Source organism: Aquimarina sp. MMG015, from assembly GCF_018100855.1.
Classification (GTDB): Bacteria; Bacteroidota; Bacteroidia; order Flavobacteriales; family Flavobacteriaceae; genus Aquimarina; species Aquimarina latercula.
Map to the genome: position 1 here is coordinate 115,941 of NZ_JAGJEB010000013.1, position 19,620 is coordinate 135,560.

General features: G+C 30.8%; 20 protein-coding genes and 1 tRNA gene. 11 read left to right on the forward strand and 10 right to left on the reverse strand.

What is annotated here, in order from left to right; translation table 11 throughout:
* Nucleotides 1–149: 149 nt before the first annotated feature.
* A complete protein-coding gene (locus J8L88_RS20360; RefSeq protein WP_118388696.1) occupies nucleotides 150–335 on the forward strand; it encodes a hypothetical protein in 186 nt (61 codons plus the stop codon).
* A gap of 28 nt (nucleotides 336–363) precedes the next feature.
* Here the strand turns inward: J8L88_RS20360 and J8L88_RS20365 are convergent, their stop codons facing one another.
* On the reverse strand, nucleotides 364–774 hold the full coding sequence (locus J8L88_RS20365; RefSeq protein ID WP_027393223.1) for a BrxA/BrxB family bacilliredoxin: 411 nt from the start codon (nucleotides 772–774) through the stop codon (nucleotides 364–366).
* 209 nt (nucleotides 775–983) lie between these two features.
* Between J8L88_RS20365 and J8L88_RS20370 the strand changes: the two genes are divergently transcribed.
* Both J8L88_RS20370 and J8L88_RS20375 read left to right on the forward strand, forming a co-directional pair.
* Complete coding sequence (locus tag J8L88_RS20370) at nucleotides 984–1,721, forward strand: TerB family tellurite resistance protein (RefSeq protein WP_027393222.1); 738 nt, start codon at nucleotides 984–986, stop codon at nucleotides 1,719–1,721.
* A 72-nt stretch (nucleotides 1,722–1,793) separates the two neighbouring features.
* On the forward strand, nucleotides 1,794–2,834 hold the full coding sequence (locus tag J8L88_RS20375) for a transglutaminase-like domain-containing protein (protein ID WP_211061693.1): 1,041 nt from the start codon (nucleotides 1,794–1,796) through the stop codon (nucleotides 2,832–2,834).
* Between the two features lie 6 nt (nucleotides 2,835–2,840).
* On the opposite strand, the gene J8L88_RS20380 is transcribed toward J8L88_RS20375, so the two are convergent.
* The 3 genes from J8L88_RS20380 to crtD are packed head-to-tail and all read right to left on the reverse strand — an operon-like array spanning nucleotide 2,841 to nucleotide 6,095.
* Nucleotides 2,841–3,983 (reverse strand): lycopene cyclase family protein, encoded by a 1,143-nt coding sequence (locus J8L88_RS20380; protein ID WP_211061694.1) that lies wholly within the window; start codon nucleotides 3,981–3,983, stop codon nucleotides 2,841–2,843.
* Nucleotides 3,984–4,610: a carotenoid biosynthesis protein gene (locus tag J8L88_RS20385; protein ID WP_027393219.1), complete on the reverse strand. Its 627-nt coding sequence runs from the start codon at nucleotides 4,608–4,610 to the stop codon at nucleotides 3,984–3,986.
* A 3-nt stretch (nucleotides 4,611–4,613) separates the two neighbouring features.
* The gene (crtD, locus tag J8L88_RS20390) at nucleotides 4,614–6,095 is read right to left on the reverse strand and encodes a 1-hydroxycarotenoid 3,4-desaturase CrtD (protein ID WP_211061695.1); all 1,482 of its coding nucleotides are present in this window, start codon (nucleotides 6,093–6,095) and stop codon (nucleotides 4,614–4,616) included.
* A gap of 127 nt (nucleotides 6,096–6,222) precedes the next feature.
* On the opposite strand from crtD, the gene J8L88_RS20395 reads away from it, so the two are divergent.
* Genes J8L88_RS20395 through J8L88_RS20405 form a run of 3 tightly spaced genes read left to right on the forward strand, consistent with a single transcriptional unit; the run spans nucleotide 6,223 to nucleotide 8,133 of the window.
* Nucleotides 6,223–6,741, forward strand: coding sequence for a GNAT family N-acetyltransferase (locus J8L88_RS20395; RefSeq protein ID WP_027393217.1), 519 nt, complete (start codon nucleotides 6,223–6,225; stop codon nucleotides 6,739–6,741).
* Between the two features lie 11 nt (nucleotides 6,742–6,752).
* The gene (locus J8L88_RS20400) at nucleotides 6,753–7,157 is read left to right on the forward strand and encodes a hypothetical protein (RefSeq protein ID WP_211061696.1); all 405 of its coding nucleotides are present in this window, start codon (nucleotides 6,753–6,755) and stop codon (nucleotides 7,155–7,157) included.
* 52 nt (nucleotides 7,158–7,209) lie between these two features.
* The gene (locus J8L88_RS20405) at nucleotides 7,210–8,133 is read left to right on the forward strand and encodes a DMT family transporter (RefSeq protein WP_211061697.1); all 924 of its coding nucleotides are present in this window, start codon (nucleotides 7,210–7,212) and stop codon (nucleotides 8,131–8,133) included.
* A gap of 255 nt (nucleotides 8,134–8,388) precedes the next feature.
* Here J8L88_RS20405 and feoB read toward each other — a convergent pair whose 3' ends face one another.
* Both feoB and J8L88_RS20415 read right to left on the reverse strand, forming a co-directional pair.
* Entirely contained in the window at nucleotides 8,389–10,485 is a 2,097-nt protein-coding gene (feoB, locus tag J8L88_RS20410; RefSeq protein WP_027393215.1) for a ferrous iron transport protein B, read from the reverse strand.
* Between the two features lie 14 nt (nucleotides 10,486–10,499).
* Nucleotides 10,500–10,727: a FeoA family protein gene (locus tag J8L88_RS20415; RefSeq protein WP_027393214.1), complete on the reverse strand. Its 228-nt coding sequence runs from the start codon at nucleotides 10,725–10,727 to the stop codon at nucleotides 10,500–10,502.
* Nucleotides 10,728–11,085: 358 nt separating this feature from the next.
* Between J8L88_RS20415 and J8L88_RS20420 the strand changes: the two genes are divergently transcribed.
* Nucleotides 11,086–11,499: a hypothetical protein gene (locus J8L88_RS20420; protein WP_211061698.1), complete on the forward strand. Its 414-nt coding sequence runs from the start codon at nucleotides 11,086–11,088 to the stop codon at nucleotides 11,497–11,499.
* A 97-nt stretch (nucleotides 11,500–11,596) separates the two neighbouring features.
* Here the strand turns inward: J8L88_RS20420 and J8L88_RS20425 are convergent, their stop codons facing one another.
* Nucleotides 11,597–12,271: an SCO family protein gene (locus tag J8L88_RS20425; protein WP_118388678.1), complete on the reverse strand. Its 675-nt coding sequence runs from the start codon at nucleotides 12,269–12,271 to the stop codon at nucleotides 11,597–11,599.
* A 156-nt stretch (nucleotides 12,272–12,427) separates the two neighbouring features.
* On the opposite strand from J8L88_RS20425, the gene rseP reads away from it, so the two are divergent.
* Together rseP and J8L88_RS20435 are read left to right on the forward strand one after the other, a co-directional pair.
* Nucleotides 12,428–13,741: an RIP metalloprotease RseP gene (rseP, locus tag J8L88_RS20430; protein WP_118388676.1), complete on the forward strand. Its 1,314-nt coding sequence runs from the start codon at nucleotides 12,428–12,430 to the stop codon at nucleotides 13,739–13,741.
* Nucleotides 13,742–13,836: 95 nt separating this feature from the next.
* Nucleotides 13,837–13,910, forward strand: a tRNA-Asn gene (locus J8L88_RS20435).
* 107 nt (nucleotides 13,911–14,017) lie between these two features.
* Here the strand turns inward: J8L88_RS20435 and J8L88_RS20440 are convergent.
* Complete coding sequence (locus J8L88_RS20440) at nucleotides 14,018–15,169, reverse strand: AraC family transcriptional regulator (RefSeq protein WP_211061699.1); 1,152 nt, start codon at nucleotides 15,167–15,169, stop codon at nucleotides 14,018–14,020.
* Between the two features lie 79 nt (nucleotides 15,170–15,248).
* Nucleotides 15,249–16,694 carry a serine hydrolase domain-containing protein gene (locus J8L88_RS20445; protein ID WP_211061700.1) on the reverse strand — a complete coding sequence of 482 codons (1,446 nt, stop codon included), beginning with the start codon at nucleotides 16,692–16,694 and terminating at the stop codon, nucleotides 15,249–15,251.
* Between the two features lie 265 nt (nucleotides 16,695–16,959).
* Between J8L88_RS20445 and J8L88_RS20450 the strand changes: the two genes are divergently transcribed.
* A complete protein-coding gene (locus J8L88_RS20450; RefSeq protein ID WP_211061701.1) occupies nucleotides 16,960–17,115 on the forward strand; it encodes a hypothetical protein in 156 nt (51 codons plus the stop codon).
* 24 nt (nucleotides 17,116–17,139) lie between these two features.
* Here J8L88_RS20450 and J8L88_RS20455 read toward each other — a convergent pair whose 3' ends face one another.
* Nucleotides 17,140–17,874 (reverse strand): DUF6503 family protein, encoded by a 735-nt coding sequence (locus J8L88_RS20455; protein WP_211061702.1) that lies wholly within the window; start codon nucleotides 17,872–17,874, stop codon nucleotides 17,140–17,142.
* Between the two features lie 334 nt (nucleotides 17,875–18,208).
* Between J8L88_RS20455 and J8L88_RS20460 the strand changes: the two genes are divergently transcribed.
* Nucleotides 18,209–19,620 (forward strand): FG-GAP-like repeat-containing protein (locus J8L88_RS20460; protein WP_211061703.1); only part of this gene is annotated, 1,412 nt, incomplete at its 3' end.

The following is a 19,620-nucleotide window of genomic DNA, read 5'->3' on the forward strand; positions in this document are numbered from 1 at the left end:
TGTGGTAAAAGAAATGTTACACACCACTTAAATAAAACTTTTTTAAAAATTTCAGGCAACATTTTAGGGGAAATAATCATTAACATATGGACATATGCTTTGTGGATCTATAATTATTCAGAGTATTATATAATTTTAAAATTTACAGTATGTTACACAAAATCTTAAAACTAGAAGGAGCTAAATTATTAACTAAAAATGCATTGAAACAAGTGCATGGAGGAACTGGATGTCAATGTGATGGATACTCTAATGATAGTGGAAATGAACAAGGAAGTATTGAAGGTAGTGATTGCCAACCTTGCAAAAAAAGAAATAAAAAAATCCGGTACTAACCGGATTTTTATTTTTTATCTAAATATATTAGCAGTGCTCATTATAAGCATCTTTAAGGTTTTCTGCAATCATATCAGCAGGTCTCCCTTCGATATGATGACGCTCTAACATATGAACTAATTCTCCATTTTTAAATAACGCCATTGAAGGTGATGATGGAGGAAATGGGATCATATATCCACGTGCTTTATCAGTAGCTTCGCGATCCACGCCCGCAAATACTGTTACTAAATTATCTGGTTTTTTATCATTTGCCAAAGAAGCTTTCGCTCCTGGTCTTGCATTCGCTGCAGCACAACCACAAACAGAATTTACAACGACTAAAGTTGTTCCTTCTTTTGCAATCGCAGTTTCTACATCAGCTGCTGTTTGTAATTCATCAAAACCTATATTTGTTAGGTCTTCACGCATTGGCTTTACTAAATCTGCTGGATACATATTTCTTAACTATTTTTTATTTAAACTTTGATACAAAGATACAAATAATGTACCATATCAATATGACTGCCAAGTAGTCGTAAAACATCTTTACAACTATCTAACAAATCATTTTTTCGTAACATTTTTAATGAATATGTTACTAATTAAGTATACTCTAAATTGTGTAAATAATTCAATTATCTTTACACCCTCAAAATTGACTATGAATGATTAAATGGATTGCTGCTTTATTAGGAGGTATTTTTTTTAGATTTCCAGGAGCCATATTAGGTTTTATACTAGGCAGTTTGTTAGATACTACTACCAAGAGTAAAGGAAGTGGAGGATTTACTCAAGTATTCTCTCAAGAAAAAAAAGTAAGTCCCGGAGATTTTGAATTAAATCTACTTTCTCTTTCTTCAATTGTAATAAAAGCCGATGGTCATGTAAATCAAACAGAACTAGATTATGTTCGTCAGTATTTCGTAAGTGCTTATGGAAAAGAGCGTGCTAATGCCACGTTTAGAACCTTTAATGAAATTATAAAAAGTAGAGAGATTTCTGCCCAACGTATCTGTTTGTTTCTTACCCAACGCACTCGCTATGCAGCAAGGTTACAAATTCTTCATTTCCTATTCGGAATTGCAAATGCAGATGGTAATGTAAGTAACGCTGAAGCGATAGAAATTCAGAAAATGGCTGGATTTATGCGAATAAATTTTAGTGATTTTGAAAGTATTAAAGCCATGTTCTTTAAGACCGGAAATCACGCCTATAAAATTCTTGAAGTTGAAAAAACCGCTACTGATGCCGAAATAAAAAAGGCATATCGAACCATGGTTAAAAAATACCATCCTGATAAAGTACAACATATGGATCCTGTGCATATAAAAGGAGCAGAAGAAAAATTTAAAGAAGTACAAAAGGCTTATGAACAAATCCAAAAAGAGCGTGGTCTAACATAATCATCCGTTTCTCTTTCAGAATAAAACTAATAGTTGTATATTATTTGGTTTAATATTTGATGCTAAAACAATATGCCTAAGCTAGTATTATTTATTTTATTAAGCCTATTATCTGCTAGTCAATCCTACAGTCAAGATTTTGATAGAATTGAAGCTATTGTACATTTATACCCTAAAAAATATAAAACTCCTAAAAAACTAGCAGAACAGATCTCCAAGGATTTTGACTCTGAAATAGATAAGGCCAAAGCCCTATATTCTTGGATTACAAAAAACATATCCTATGATTATAAGGAATCAGGAAAATATTACACTGATTATGCAAATTCTTATAAATCAGTCCAACACAACCCCTTTCCTAGCTTTCGTTCTACCAATTATATAGATTATCATAGGGATAAATCAGGATCTAAAAAGCATCTACAGACAGAGAAAAAATATAGAGAAAAAATATCTAAACGTGTTATATCTAGTGGTATAGCAGTTTGCGAAGGATACACTCAACTTTTTAAAGATGTCTGTGATCACCTTGGAATCATTAGCTTCTACGTTTTAGGAAATGGTAAAAATCAAATTCATCATATTGGAAAAGAATACCGCTCTGATCACGCCTGGAATATTATTGAAATAGATTTTAAAAAGTATTTAATAGATGCTACCTGGGGTAGTACAGGATATTACGATGTCGATACACAAGAATTTATCGAAGAACCTAATTATTTCTATTTCGGTACACCGGCAGAAGTTTTTATTAAGGGACATTATCCTAATTTTTATGAAAACAGCTTGTTAGTAGATAATATTAGCAAAGAAGAGTTTTCTGAAGCTCCATTATTTTATCAACACGAAAAATCAAAAGATTTTAATCTAATTTCTCCATCAACAGGAATCCTAAAAAAAAGGGAAGCAGTGATTCAAGAGTTTATAATAGAATACGATCAACCTGTGCACTCGATTGTTTATTTGGTTAATAATCAACAATTCAGCTACAAAGGAAAAATAGCATATAATGACGGGAAAATTAGTTTTAATGTAGACTTATCACACCCTAATGCAAAAGAGCTTGTCATATTTATAAATGAGATTCCTATGGTAGGATTTAAAATTGAATAAATGAATCTACTTAATCAATCGATTCCAGACCATTTTAAGAAATTTACTAGTCGGCATTGTTGACATTATCTTTAGATCTTCTATCAACGAGGTTTCCTCATTTAAAAATTTCAAGATTTTATATGTATTATTTTTTCCGAATAATCGTGAAAATAAAATAGCACCATTCTGATTTTCTTTTGATAATAGATCTAAAAAGAATAGATCATAATACCAAAATTTAGTTCGTTTCTCAAATTTGGATAAATCCCCACGTCTTTTAAGAAACTTGATAAGCTTTTTTACCTTTTTTTCAGTGTTCAGAAAAGTAAATCCAGTACTAGCCTTTGTCCATCCTCCAGCCGTTCCAATATGAATAATGTTCTTAGAATTTTGTTTTCCAAACTCATATGAGGTCATTGGAATACATCCTACTTCTTTTTCGGTAATACAATACTCTTTGATCCCTGTAGTATTTAAATATGCTTTAATTTCTGTTTCATATTCTTCTTTAGAAAGAAGATCTTTAGAAAACAAGGTGTACTCAAATAAAGCTTCTGTTCTAGACATCGGTAATACATACATAAATCTTGTATTCCCCTTTTGATCAATGTCAAAATCCATAAAAGTAGCTGTCTCACTATCAAAAGTGGGGCTTACCACCTTTATAAACCATCCTATAAAATGTTGATTTAGTAATGGATATTTTTTTTGTGTTTTAAACTGTTTAGAAAATGGGATACTATTAAAAACCTTATCTCCTAAATACATTCTTTGATCAGTTTCTACCTCTACTATACTATCCTCATCTACAAATCCCATTACGGTTTCCTGTACTACAGTAATATTGGATTTTTTACTTAATTGCTCAAAAACATGATTGTAAAAGTCTTTACTACGAATCATCTTATACTGATATGGAGAAATATCTATTGTATCCGAGAAATCAGTACTTCCGAAAAAGATATTATTCCATTTTTTACTTACAACAGAATCCCAAGTTCCTTTTCCTTCTTCCCAAAAACACCAAGTACGATCATTTTTATTTTTTTCCTCTTTATCAATTAACAGTATTTTCTTTTGATCAAAAAAAGTATCATTAATTAAATAATAAGCCAATATCAAACCTGATGCTCCGGTGCCTGTAATAATATAATCATATTTCTGCATCTAGTAAAATAAGAATGTGGTAAAAAAGATAAATATAGCAATGAAAATATGAACCGAAATCGTGTATTGCAAAGTTTTATATACTTTTTGAAATAAAAAATGTGCGACAAAGGAAACTACGACCCATCCTATATAATTCTGAATTGGTACTATCTGTCCTTCAAACTCCCAAAAATCAAATCTTGGAGCGGAAACTTCGATGATAATATCCAATGCCACCATCAACACTGCACCAATAAAAGAAGAAATAGCTATGTTTGTGTGTATCTTTTTTGATATTGCTGCTGTACAATATACTAGTAATGCCCAGTTTACACCAATAATCCAAGGTACTCCTAAAATTTTACTTCCCAAGTTATTACCGTATTGATAGTTGCCAAAAATCAATCCATAGTTAACTCCCAGATACTCCGTAATCATTCCAATACCAAAAGGAATTAACAATGCTAAAATCAATTTTTTATTAATTCTAGAATTCCAAATCATTAAACCTAAATACAATAGTAAATTGAGAGGCGTTAATGGCAAGAACCAACTTTCATATCCTATCAGAATTCCAATTATTCCTGAAATATTAAACAACCAAATTAAAATTATGGATATAAGAAGTTTTCTTTCTAGACGCATAGTTTAATCATTAAAATCTTTTTCAATTAACTCAGAAACTATCTTACCAGACAATAAACACAATGGAATTCCTCCTCCAGGATGCACACTTCCTCCACAGAAATAAAGATTTTTAATATTTTTAGAAAAGTTAGGATGTCTTAAAAAAGCTGCATATTTATTATTGCTACTGGAACCATACAATGCACCTTGATAAGATTGTGTTTTGCTTTCAATACTTATAGGATCTAAAATCTCTTCAGTTTCTATTAACTCTTCAATATTTACTTTTAACAATTTTGATAATTTATCCAGAATATTTTTTCTAGACCGTTGTATTATTTCTTTCCAGTCTTGTCCTTCATTACTAGGAACATTAATCATAACAAACCAGTTTTCGGATCCTTCAGGAGAATCATTTGGTTCATTTTTAGCAGTAATATTTATATAAACGGTTGGATCATTACTTACTTCCTTCTTTTCAAAAATATATTCAAATTCCTTTTTATAATCTTTAGAAAAAAAGATGTTATGTAGATCCAATTCAGGAAATTCTTTTTTGATTCCCCAATAGAAAATTAAGGCGGAGCTTGATCTTTGTTGTTTCAGAGTTTTTTTCGGTGCTTGCTCATTTGGAAGTAATTTACGGTAAGTAGGAACTACATCCATATTGGATATAATTACATCCGCTTCTCGTATAAAACCATCAACAACTACTGCTGTTGCTTTTTTATTTGTAACAACTATTTGATCCACTTCTGATTCAAAATGAAATTTTACATCAAGATCAACAGCCAACTGATAAAGAGCTTTTGTAATACTATACATTCCTCCTTTTGGAAAAAAAGTTCCGTAGTACTGTTCTAAATGCGGAATCATAGACATAATTCCAGGCGTAACATAAGGAGACGAACCATTATAAGTTGCAAATCGGTCAAAAAACTGAACCAATCTTGCATCCTTAAATATTTCATCATTATAACTGTGTAATTTCTTATCTATTCCTAGGCTATTAATTCTAATAATAGCTTTTATAGTGTCCAAAGACAGATATGTGGATAATTTATGTAATGATTTTTCTAGAAATAAAGTAGAGGTCAAGTCATATTTTTGCTTACTAGATTTAAAATATTTAAAAATCTGATCCCTTTCTACTTCAAACTTCTTTTCTGCTTCTTCTGCAAATTTTTTAATATCGGCTAACGCTGTAAATCTAGTTCCGTCTTCATAAAAGTAATTACATACTATTTCTTTTTTGGAATACTCAAAATAATTCGAAATTGATTTCTTAGAGATAGCGAACAACTCTTCTAAAAACTGAGGCATTGTAAACAAGGATGGTCCGCAGTCAAAACGATATCCTTCTTTATGAATTTCGGCTAATTTTCCTCCAGGATAAGAATTAGTCTCATATACTTCTACACTAAAATTTTGACCGCTTAAACGGATTGCAGAGGCTAAACCGGCAATACCAGATCCAATAATTATTGCTTTCTTGTTTGACATATTATGTGCATAAAGATATTATGAAAAATTATAAAGCGAAGACAATTGCCATAATTTAGTATGGATTTTTATATATCTTTAATTTTAAACATATTTAAACTAACTTGTATCTAATAGATTTATTAGTTTGGAAAATCAAAAAATTGAAATAAGAAAACTCGAATTATCTGACACATTACAGTTGGCAAAACTAGCTAACAATAAAAACATATGGAATAACCTAAGAGATTATATCCCTTATCCTTACTCAGAAAGTGACGCCGAAACTTTCATTAATTTTACTCAAACACAGGATCCTCCACAAAGTTTTGGTATTGAATGTAACAATGAGCTATGTGGAGTAATCAGTTTAATCATACAAAACGATGTTTATAGAAAAAGTGCAGAAATAGGATACTGGATAGGTCAACCATATTGGGGAAATGGAATAGCCACAAAAGCGGTGAATCTTATAACCCATTACGGATTAAAAAAACTAAATTTAATTAGAATTTATGCTGGTGTTTTCGAAAATAATATTGCCTCTATGCGGACGTTAGAAAAAAACGGGTATAGTAAAGAAGGGGTTTTTCGAAAAGCGATTATTAAAAATGGTAAAACTTTAGACGAACACAGATATTTTATATTAAGTAAAAATCAAGAATAAAAATCCTCATAATGAAACAATTCATTTATCTACTTTTAATATTCTGCCCTATTTTCATAAAGGCTCAAGACACGAATAAAAAGGTAAAAACTCCTCAAATAGTTACCAAATTAAAAACTGGCAAAAAAGCTAATTTTGGAAATAAAAGTATACATTTTATAAAAGTATTAGAAGATTCTCGTTGCCCAAAAGGAGTATCCTGTGTATGGGCAGGACAAGCAAAAATTTTGATTGGTCTCTATGAAAACGATACACTTTTAGAAGAAAAAGAAATCTTAATCAAGGCTCCTATTAAATCAAAAGAACTATTAAAGTCATTGGAGAAGACGGTCTATAGTCACAATCTAAGTCCTTATCCAATTAATTCTGAAAAAATAGATCCCTCGAACTACTATCTAGAACTATTGGTTAAATAAATAGTGCTAAAACCATGAGAGTACTTATCTCTATATTTAGTTTCTTTGCCAAATGATTTCTAACAAAGCCAAAGCTCATATTGCATTATTAAGTGTAAATATGATCTATGGAGCAAATTATCTTATTGCAAAAGGTTTAATGCCTGATAAAATAGGTGCATCCGCCCTAGTATTTCTAAGAATAAGTGGAGCTGGATTGTTATTTTTTATTTTAAAGTTTTTTGTAAAAGAACAGGCTCAGAAAAAAGATATTCCAAGATTAGCACTTTGCGGGCTTTTGGGGGTAGCAACAAATCAATTCTTCTCTATGAATGGATTAAGTTTGACATCTCCTGTAGATGCCGCTATCATAGTTACTGCCATGCCTATTTTCACAGTGATTATTAGTTATTTTTTGTTAAAAGAGCCTCTTACTTTATCTCGTGTTTTAGGTATATGTATTGGAGGTGGTGGCGCAGTATTATTAATATATTTAGGCAACTCAGGTTTAGGAACAGGATCTTTAAAAGGAAATATTTTTATAAGTTTAAACGCATTATCATTTGCTTTTTACTTAGTCCTAGTGAAACCATTAATGCAAAAATATAAACCAATTACTGTTATTATCTGGACTTTTTTCTTTGGATTTATCTTTATGTTTCCATTTTGTATTGGTCAATTATTAGAAACAGATTTTAATTCTTATAAAACGACCAATTGGATATCATTATGTTATGTAATCATAGGCCCAACGTTCCTAGCTTATTTATTAAATATGTTTGCTTTACAATTTGTAAAACCTACAGTTTCTAGTAGTTATATTTATGTACAGCCCGCAGTAGCCATGTTGTTGGTCGCAGGAATTGCCTATTTTATTATTGATAGTGAATATAAAGGAGATATAACAATAGCAAAACTGTTATGTTGTTCTTTAATTTTTGTAGGTGTTTATTTGATTAGCAGTAATAGCTCTCTAAAATGGATTCGAAGAAAATAAATTACTTTTTGATAAGATGCACCATCAATAAGTGGCCAAAACTATAGTAGATATTATTAATGGTCTAATTGACTAGTGACAACCGCAGCCGTTCTTTCCGCAATTTCCAGGCGTCTTTTTACTTGAAGTAACTGGCTTTGGTTTCCAAATAAATTTCTTAATCAAAAATCCTATTGCTATAGCAAAAACAACAAATACTAATATGTTCTGGACAAATAAATTCATAATTTCTTAGTCGAATAAAGATACAAAAACTTATTTTAAAATCTGATATGCCACCAATGCAACAGTATACGCTAAAACACTCATGAACACAAGCTGTACCATAGGCCATTTCCAACTGTTAGTTTCCCTTTTTACAATAGCTAGTGTACTCATGCATTGCATTGCGAATGCATAAAACAATAACAGAGATATTCCACTTGCCAGGTTAAACAATGGGGTTCCTGTTACAGGATGGACTTCAGAAGCCATTCTATTTTTGATGGTTTCTTCCTCATCACTTCCTACGCTATAAATAGTCGCCAAAGTACCAACAAAAACTTCGCGTGCTGCAAAAGAACTAATGATCCCTATTCCAATTTTCCAATCATATCCTAACGGAGCTACAATAGGTTCAATAGCTTTACCTGCATAACCAATAAAAGAATATTCTAATTTATAAGAAGCAATTTTCTGATCTAGTTCTTCTTGAGAAAGATTAGAGTGCTCTGATGTTACTATTTCTTCTGCATTACTAAAGTTCTCATTAGGTCCGAAACTGGCTAAAACCCATAAGATAATCGAAATGGCTAAAATTATCTTCCCTGCCCCAAAAACAAACGCTTTAGTTTTTTCAATAACATTAAATATTACATTCTTAAACAAAGGCATTTTATACCCTGGCATCTCTATCACGAAGTAATTATTGCTTTTTATTTTTAGAATTTTATTTAAAATCCAAGCAGAACCTACAGCGGCACCAAAACCTATAAAATATAATAACATCAAAGTCAGACTTTGATAACTAAATATCCATCCAACCTTTTCATCAGGAATTACCAGTGCTATTATGATCAAATAAACAGGTAGTCTTGCAGAACATGTCGTAAATGGAACTACTAGAATCGTTATCAAACGTTCTTTCCAACTTTCAATATTCCTTGTAGCCATTACAGCAGGAATTGCACAAGCTGTTCCAGAAACTAAGGGAACAACACTTTTTCCACTTAATCCAAATTTTCGCATTACCCTATCCATAAGGAACACTACACGACTCATATATCCACTTTCTTCCAAAATGGAAATAAATAAGAATAAAAATGCAATCTGAGGTATAAAAATAACAATACCGCCTAATCCAGGAATTATACCTTCGGTTATTAAGTCTATAAAAGGTCCTGACGGCAAAGCTGATTTTGCAGTCTCGCTTAACCACGCAAATCCTTCGTCTATTAGATCCATTGGGTATGATGACCAATCATAAATAGCTTGAAAAATCAACAACAATATGGCAAAGAAAATAAAGTACCCCCAGAATTTATGAGTTAATACTCTATCTAATCTAGCACGTATACCGGTTGCCGCTTTTTCATCAATTATCAATCCTTTTTTTAGAACTTGATTAATAAATTGATATCTTTTAATAGTTTCTTTTTGCTGAAATCGCTTGAGCTCACTTTCCGATTTGATCTCAAAATCTGGCGGAACTTCGGGCTTCTTTTTATCAATTTTTCTAAAATTGACATCTTGTGTAATTACTAACCAAAGTTTATAAATAGATTGATTAGGAAATGCTTTCTTAAGTCTATCAAAATATTCAGGAGCAAAAGTCAATGCATCTACACAAGGTTTAGTAGGTATTGAAGCATATGAAAGAATCAGCTTTTTAAGTTCATCTATTCCTTCATTTTTTCTAGCACTTACTAAAGCAATTTTAGTATTTAACTCTTTTTCGAGTAGTGGAATATCAAGAGAAATCCCTTTCCTACTCATTCGATCTGCCATATTAATGACTAGAATCGTGGGGATTTCTAAATCCTTTATTTGGGTAAATAATAATAGATTTCTTTTAAGGTTTTCTACATCACTTACGACTACGGCCACATCAGGAAAATCCTTATCTTTTTTATTAAGTAGAATTTCTATAACTACATTTTCATCTAAAGATGAAGCATTAAGACTATATGTTCCTGGTAAATCAAGAATATGTGCCTTAACTCCTCGTGGCAATTTACAAACCCCTTCTTTCTTCTCTACAGTAATTCCTGGATAATTGCCGACTTGTTGGTTTAATCCAGTTAGCAAATTAAAAACAGATGTTTTACCTGTATTTGGGTTTCCGATAAGTGAAACTTTAATCTGCTTGGCCATAAAAAGTAATCCTATTAAATAATTTCAATCTCAATTTGTGAAGCAATTTCTTTACGTATGGCGAGATGGCTACCATTGATTGTAAGATACATTGGGCATTGAAACGGTGCGGTTTGTAATAATTGCACCTCATTACCTGGCAAGCATCCCATTTCCAATAACTTTAATGGAATAGTATCAGAAGTTATTTCCTTAATCAACGCACGTTGACCCCTTTTGAGATTTGCTATAGTAATTTTCAAGCCTTTATTTAGAATAATTTTAAACAAGGCAAAAGTAGTGGAAAAATATCTATTGAAAAAACTATCTCTTAGAAAAACCTATTACGAGTTGTTAAAATATTCTTCCTGTCTTTTCTTTTTAGATTTCATTAATAAAAACAGTTTTAAACCTATTCAAAAAAGGGTAACCCAAAAAAAGTCCAAAATCATTGAAATTCAAATTTTTCGGATATCTACGAAGGTATGTCGCTTTAATTTCATCATATCTAAATTTAGAAAAAGGTGGAAACTAAAAAGCCTTAAATAGAATAAAGTCTAATTAAAAAATTATAGAATAAAAAATTATAAAAAACTATTACTTCAAGCATTAATGATCTGCTTGGTTTCAATTATTTATTCTTGTGAAAAGAATAATTTAGAACAAGAAAGTTTGGACATATCTGGTCAAAATAAAAACGATAAAATCGAAAAATATGATCAATATACAGTTAGAAAACCTAAAAAAGATGGAGTTTATCTAGTTGCAAAAAACGAGCATACAGGTAGTCAATTATCTTACAAACTACATAATGCACATATCACAAGTTTTCAAATTCTGCAAAGAGATGGAAATACTATTATATTTGATAAACTAGTGATCCCTACAGCAGAAAATTTACCTCCTTGGAGACCAGATTGTCCTGATGGATGGGACGAAAAATTAATTTGCTACGTAAACAAGGATGGTGTTGCAGTTTCCTATACACGATGTACTCCTACCTCATTTACAATTGGCCTGGAGCCTGAATGGTAATATTATGGATAGAATTCATAAGATCACTTATTATTTTTTCCCTAGAAAAACACAGTTGTTTTTTAAAAACCCGAATTTTACACAAAAAGCAACTATGTTATTTTACTCCTTCATTTTTTAAGACTTCTATATCTTCTAACAACCTTTCAATTTCTTCTAAATCAGTTCCGTCATAAAAGCCTCTAATACGCTTTTTCTTATCAACTAACACGAAATTTTCGGTATGAATCATATCATAAGGCCCACCATCACCATTCGATTTTGCTACTAAATATGATTTGCGTGCAAGATCATAAATATGCTTTTTGTCGCCAGTTACCAAGTTCCACCGAGTATCATCAACTCCTTTTCTAATTGCATATTCTTTTAATTGTGGTACCCCATCTGTTTCTGGAATTACCGTGTGAGATAATAGCTTAATATCTGGATCATTTTTTAATCTTCCCTGGATAAGTTTCATGTGATCTGTCATTATTGGACATATAGTCTGACATGTTGTAAAGAAAAAATCCGCAACATAAATCTTATCTTCATAATTAGACTGCGTAACTTTCTCACCATTCTGATTTAGAAGATTAAAATCTGCTATCTTATGGTATTTGCGTACATGCTGAACCGTACTATCTACTAATTCTAAACTCACCATATCTGGTTCATATACCTGTAAAATTCTTTTGGGTTTTAGAATTGAATAAATTATTGAAATAATAATCGCAGATAGTATAAATAAAACTATGGCAAAGAATTTGTACTTAGCAAAAAATCGAAGCATACTTACATTTTAGAGTTACAAAATTACAAGGTTTATCTTTTACAAAATTATGGTTTTCGCTAAAAAAATATTAAAACCGGAATCTGTATCCTTGATTTCTTTCATAAACTACTCTAAAAGGTTACTTTTGCGTGATTTAATTTTGAATAAGACCATATGAGTCCGATAATTATAAAAGCATTACAGCTATTATTAAGTTTGTCTATCCTAATCGTTCTTCACGAATTAGGACACTTTATTCCGGCAAAGCTATTTAAGACACGAGTAGAAAAATTCTATTTATTCTTTGATGTAAAATACTCGTTATTTAAGAAAAAAATTGGAGAAACAGTTTATGGAATTGGATGGTTACCATTAGGTGGGTATGTTAAAATTTCTGGAATGATCGATGAGAGCATGGATAAGGAGCAAATGGCTGGACCACCACAACCATGGGAATTTAGATCAAAACCAGCTTGGCAACGATTAATTATTATGCTTGGGGGTGTTACAGTAAACATCATCCTTGGGTTTTTAATATATATGGCAATTATATTCACTTGGGGAATTTCTTATGTTTCTTCTGAGGATATACCGGATGGATATGAAGTTGCAGAAATATTTGAAGAATATGGGTTTAAAGATGGTGATAGAGTCCTTAAGGTAAATGGTGAAGATTTTAAAGATGCAAGAGATGTAAATATGTATCTTTTCTTAAGAGATGTAAAAAACATTACCGTATTATCAATTGATGGAAACACTAAAACTATCGACATCCCGGAAGACATTGGCACAACCATGTTTGAAGAAGGTGTTATGGAACCTTTTGGAATAAGACTAAAACCTGTCCTTGATACCGTAGTTGCTGATCGGCCTGCATATAAAGCGGGACTTAGAAATGGAGATGAAATTTTATCTGTTAATGGTAAAAAAATTAGTTGGTGGCATCAGTTTAAGAAGGAAGTAAAACCAAAAAAAGAAGAAGAAATTCAGGTTACCTTTCTTAGAGATGGATCGGAACAAACTATTTCTATAAAAACCGATGAAGAAGGTACTATTGGCGTATTACCAGTTTATTATAAGATAAATAAAGATGAGTTTTCGTTTGGAGAAAGTATCAGTGCAGGATTTAATTATAGCTACTGGAAACTTCACGATTATATTGCGCAATTTAAGTATGTCTTTACTAAGAAAGGAGCTACTCAAATTGGTGGATTTGCTGCCATAGGTAATTTATTTCCACCTGTATGGGATTGGGCTGCTTTTTGGAGTACAACAGCCTTTATTTCGATTATTTTGGCTTTCATGAATATTTTACCAATCCCTGCATTAGATGGAGGACATGTAATGTTTTTATTATATGAAATCATTGCTGGCAGAAAACCTAATGATAAGTTTATGGAGTATGCACAACTTGTTGGTTTTGTTATACTAATCGCTTTGTTACTTTTTGCAAATGGGAATGATATTTATCGAGCTATCTTCGAATAACAATAAAAAATCAAAAAAATCTTTTTGTGTTTTAAAAAATAGTATATATTTGCACTCGCAAAAGAGAAAAACACTTCTCGATTGTAAAGAGATATTCCTCCTTAGCTCAGTTGGTTAGAGCATCTGACTGTTAATCAGAGGGTCCTTGGTTCGAGTCCAAGAGGGGGAGCAAAAAAAGCCTAAACTTTAAGTTTAGGCTTTTTTGTTTTACAATTGTTTATTAAAGTTACATTTGGAAAAAACTAAAACAAGGTTGTTATAATACACTTATCTTTTTTAAAATTTAGCTCTATAATCTTTAGGGGTTTTTCTAGTGTATTTTCTAAACGCTCTATGAAAAGATGATTTGGAATTAAAACCTACTTCATACAAAATCTCCAAAACATGACTGGATCTTCTATTAGGGTCTTCAAGAATTTTGATAGCCATCTCAATTCTATACTCATTAATGAAATCAAAAAAATGCTTGCCAATATAACGATTAATCAAAATTGACAACTCCTGAGTTTCCATACCAACGCTATTTGCAAGCTCCTTTATGCTTAATGTAGAATTAAGAAAAGACTGATTAATTTCAATGTGTTGTCTTAATTTTACAATTTTTTCTTGAATTTCTTTCTGATCACTTACTTGATTCAAATTTATATTTTGAGAATTATTTAGATACAAATTTTTCACTAACTTATGTTTAGTATCCACCGCACGGAAAATTTCTGGAGAATACAAACTTTTTAGTATCAGCCAAGACACAAATAATACTAAATAAATAGTATGAAAAATTCTTATATTTAATATTTCCTCATGATTCCCAAAATAAATAATTGCCGTTCTGAAGAATGAAAAAATAAATAACAACACTAACAAAAAAGTTAACTGATTTAACCATTTGTAATTAAAATATCTTTTATCTGAATAATTTTCTAATAATATCAATTTATATTTTTTTAATTCCACACACATAAGTATCAAATAGAAGCTAATAGTAACCATATTTAAAAAAGCATATAATTTTGCTTCTAAATGAGAATGATACGATTGATAAAAAACCATTCGATCTGTTTCACTTACAGAAAAAAATCTTGGAATAAAAATTATGATTACCAAAACAAATGGTATTATATGTAATAAGTGTCCCTTGTTTAACTTAAAGTCAAGATACATAGATGAAATCAAGTACAAATAAAGTAGAGGCCCGGAAAAGAGCATAAATTGATCTCTTAACTGCTCAAAAATTAAAGGTGTTCTAATGTAATCAGAATAAAGAAAAACACTGATATGAATCGCCAATATCAACAAAAATAATCCCATTAACATATTGCTAACTTTATTATGTCTTTTACTTTTAACAGTAAACAAAAATAAAGCTAACACCAATGCAATGAAAAATGCAAGTATTGTGGCTTTTTCCAAAATAAAATCTTGACCCATAAAAGAAACAGTAGTATAAATGCTAAAATAAGCATGTTCAAATAACTACTGTTCAAAATGGATTATAAATACAATTTTGTTAATTGTTTTCTAATTCTTTTATCTTGGCGTTCATTTGGTCATTGTAGTTCCACTTATTAACCACATTCATCTTAATCGCACGTTTATAACCAGCTATAGCTCCTAAAGTATCTCCTTGTTTTTCGTATGTCTCAGCCAAACCTGCTTGAGGAATCCACCACTCCGGAAATGTCTTTAAAAGAATATTGTAAACATCAAATGCTGCAAAATCACTATTATAATTCAATGTATTTCCTATCCCATTTATATTCCACTTCAAATTATAAAACTCGGTTTCCAAGTTTTCTGAGATAAGTGTTTTAAGTACTAATTCTGCCTTTTCATATTCTTTATTCACCACTAAGCTCATAATATCTTCTTCCAAAGTCAAATCTTTAGTTTTTAATTCTGGAATTGTCATCCTAGCAATATCATCTATTATGATATCATAAGCTGGATGTAAATAACCATTTGAAAGTAAAATAATAGTTGTATTATTATCTAAAAACTTTCTAAATCCTACACAATTCCCCCCAGAAAAACCAACAGATTTCAAGTTATTTACCGGATAGATTCCCCACCCGTGCAAAAATTTATCTGTTTTGTTTTTATAATTAAAAAGTGTCCATAACATTTTTTTTGATTCACTATTTAGCAATTCATTATTATCTAATTTAGAATTCCACTTAACAAACTCATCAAGAGTAATGTTTAATCCATTACCAGAAAACCCTCTCGTCCCACTATTATTCTTGTCTTTATCAAACTCTTTAGTCTTATAATTATAGAAATACCTTGTTGCTCTTTTAGGAATATCATCTGTAGCATTAGATGAAAACAATACATTATCATAGTCACCATTAAATTGATTCTTAAGTACAAACTCTGCAAAAGACAATCCAGAGACATTTTCGATTATTTGAGAAAGAAGCCAATAATTAGTTTGATTGTATTCAAATTGATTTCCTCTTTCAAAATCCATTTCATCATTAGATAGTTTTTCCATTAACTGATCATCTGTTAAATCCCATTTATATCTAATCATATCAGGGAGTCCAGATGAATGACTTAATAAATTGTTGATTCTAATATCACGCCACTTAAGTGGTAAATTGTTAAGATATTTTGAAATTTTATCATTCAAGCTGATTTTTCCCTTTTCTATAAGTTGAAAAACAGCAATAGATGTTATTAGTTTTGTTGAAGAAAACATTCTAAACAATGTTTGTTCATCAACATTCCTGTTTTGCTCCAATGAAGATTTTCCTTTATAAGTTTGATAAATTATACTATCATTTTGTATAACAGAAATAGCCAAACCTGGGATATTATGCAACTTCATTACATTGGTAACATAGGTGTCAATATTGTTTTTCAAGTTGCAACTTGTCTCTACATTTTTTTTATTAACGCATGAGACACTAATAATTACTAGTATTAAAACATGCAATAGGTTTTTTTTCATTTTTTTTTCTTTTAATTGATGATGAAGTACTAATAAAGAATGTATATCCTTTATTATTGAGCAATATTAATTTTAAGAAATGAATTAAAAGTCCCATTTAAAAAAAGCGAACTTATTTTTTCAAAAACTCCATCGTCAATTTGTCTACATCTGAACATATTATTTTCAGTATAAAACATTCTGAAGAAAAACTAAGAAACAATAAAACTTATCAATATTATCAAATATATTTTTTAACTTTAAGTTCATTCAAATCATTTTAAAAATGAAGAGTTTAAAAAAATTCAAAAAACTATCTAGAACCGAACTAACAAAAATAAACGGTGGTTCTAATAACACTACTGGTGAATGCAATGATTTTATTGACTCATCAACAACAATGGCAATGCCGGAACCCGGAAGATATTGTTTGTCAGATTAACATCTGTTAACTTTTATTCTATTATTAATTAAATCCTAAAATTTCATAAGAGTAATCTGCTCTTAAAAACCTAGGATTCCTTAAACTATCCGTCATATAGCTTTTACGTTCGGCATTAAGGGATAAGCCCGTTTTATCTTCATATTTTGTATTTACAATATAACTATAAGTAGTCCCGTGATGTACCATATTACCGACTAATTTATACGTTAATACATCAAAATAATACCACCAAGTATTCGCAGAAGAACCATCATCATTAAAATAAGTAACTTTCACTATGTAGACTTCCTTACTATCTATTGTATCTATTCCAACGTAAGATAATATGACTTCCTCATCTAACAATTTATAAGGTTGCCAGATAACATAGTGTGCTGCAATAACAGATTTATAGTACTTTTCTTTTAAATCTGAATCACCTTGTATAACGTTATCAAAATACACACTAATTTTATCATCCTCGAATACAACTTTCTTTTGAACAGTATTCTCTACCCATACCATTTCTGCCCTAAATTTTGGACTGAATGTATTTTTATGGGTTTGTATAATTTTCTTCTCTATAGCTCCAAGACTATCATATAAAATAGTAGTTTTTTTATAAGAGATCTCCTTTACACTCTTCCATTCTTCTAACCCACCATGTGCCTCTAATGATTTTAGTATTATTTCCTTAGGATTCAGTTCATTTTTACAAGACTGCAGAGACAATAGTATAACAGGGATAATTAGAAATACTTTTATGACCTTTAACATCATTATATTTTTTAAAATAGTTGAATTAATCTTTAGACTATATTCTACCTTATCACAAAGTAAATTATTAATATAACTTTATTTTGTTAAACAAAAACTTAATTATTAGTTTTGCCGAAAAGTAATAAAGGAAAAAATTATCTAACATCCCCTCCCCTAGATAATTACAATACTATTCTTAAAACCAAAGGCAACGAGATATAAACAATTCTCGATTATGTGCCTTTTATGTAATTGGTTTTTATCAATAATAGTATTATTTAAAAAATTGTAGAAAAAAGCTTTAAAATTAGGCTCTAGATTTTATAGAACTAACCGCTATACTTGGAATAAAATGATAAAAAAATTAATTTCTATTTATTTACTCCTTATGCTAGGGAATCAACTCTTATTTTCCCAAGTTGATCATGTAAGTTGGGAGTTTAGAGGAGGAAGTCTTCTTAATAATCCCGACGGAACATCTACAGGACCAGGACCAGTACCTGCAGGATTAGATGTCGCAACAATACCAAACACATCTATCACAAGAGGCCGTTTACGATCCGCAATATTGGGTGACCTAGATAATGATGGGGATCTAGATTTTATTTCTGGTAGCCAAGGAGGTACAGTACACTATTTTAAAAATGAAGGTACGATTACATCTCCAAACTGGGTATCGGCATCTATACCTACTTTAGATACTATTTGGATTGATAGAAATTTAACAGTAAGAAACCAAAATAGACCTCAACTTGCAGATATTGATGATGACGGAGACCTTGATTTATTTATAGGTACAGATTATGATTATGAACGCGACCGAAATAATGACGTTCTTTTTTATAGAAACATAGGCTCCCCTGAAATTCCTGTATTTGAATATATTCCGGATGGCTTACCGGGACTTGATAATCAAGAGATAGCCGAATTTCCTGGTTTAGGTTTTGTAGATCTTGATAATGATTCTGATCTCGATCTCGTAGCACTAGGTAGTGATAAACTAACTTATTATAAAAATATTGGAACCAAAAATAATCCCATTTTCGAACGGCAATCTGAAGCAAATAGTCCTTGGGTTGATGAAAGTGCTTTTAATAATATGGATGTTCCAATACCCGTTTTTGAAGATTTTGACAAAGACGGAGACTTAGACATGTTTTTTATGATTGATACTGGATTTGTTAGATGGTTAGAAAATACCGGAACATCTACAGTTCCTAATTTTGCTTCAGTTCAGAATATGTTTAATGGTGAATTAACTCGTGGAGAAATTGGAAGTTTCGCTACTATTGATTTTGGAGATGTTGATGGAGATGGTTTAAAAGATGCAATTCTAGGTAGTTTTAATGTAGCAAGGTTTGCCTGGTTTAAACAAATTCCAGTATGTATAGCTCCTAGTATTCCTAATATTTCTACAACTACCGAGTTATGTGAAGGTGAAACGACTAATATCACCATATCTGGTGATCTTAATATTGCTTCCACCTGGTCTATTTATACGGACTCCTGTGGAGGAAATTTACTAGGAACTACCACCACAAACACTTCAACGTTCGAAGTGACTCCAACTGCCCCCAGCACTACATACTATATAAGAGCAGAAGATGGTAATATCACGTGTATAGATGAAACGACAGCTAATTGCTTAACAATTACAATAAACGTTAATCCTATTGATGATCCTAGCTTTAGCTATGACCAAGTAATATATTGTGAAAATCAACCAAATACAACTCCTTCTATTACAGGGCTAACTGGTGGAAC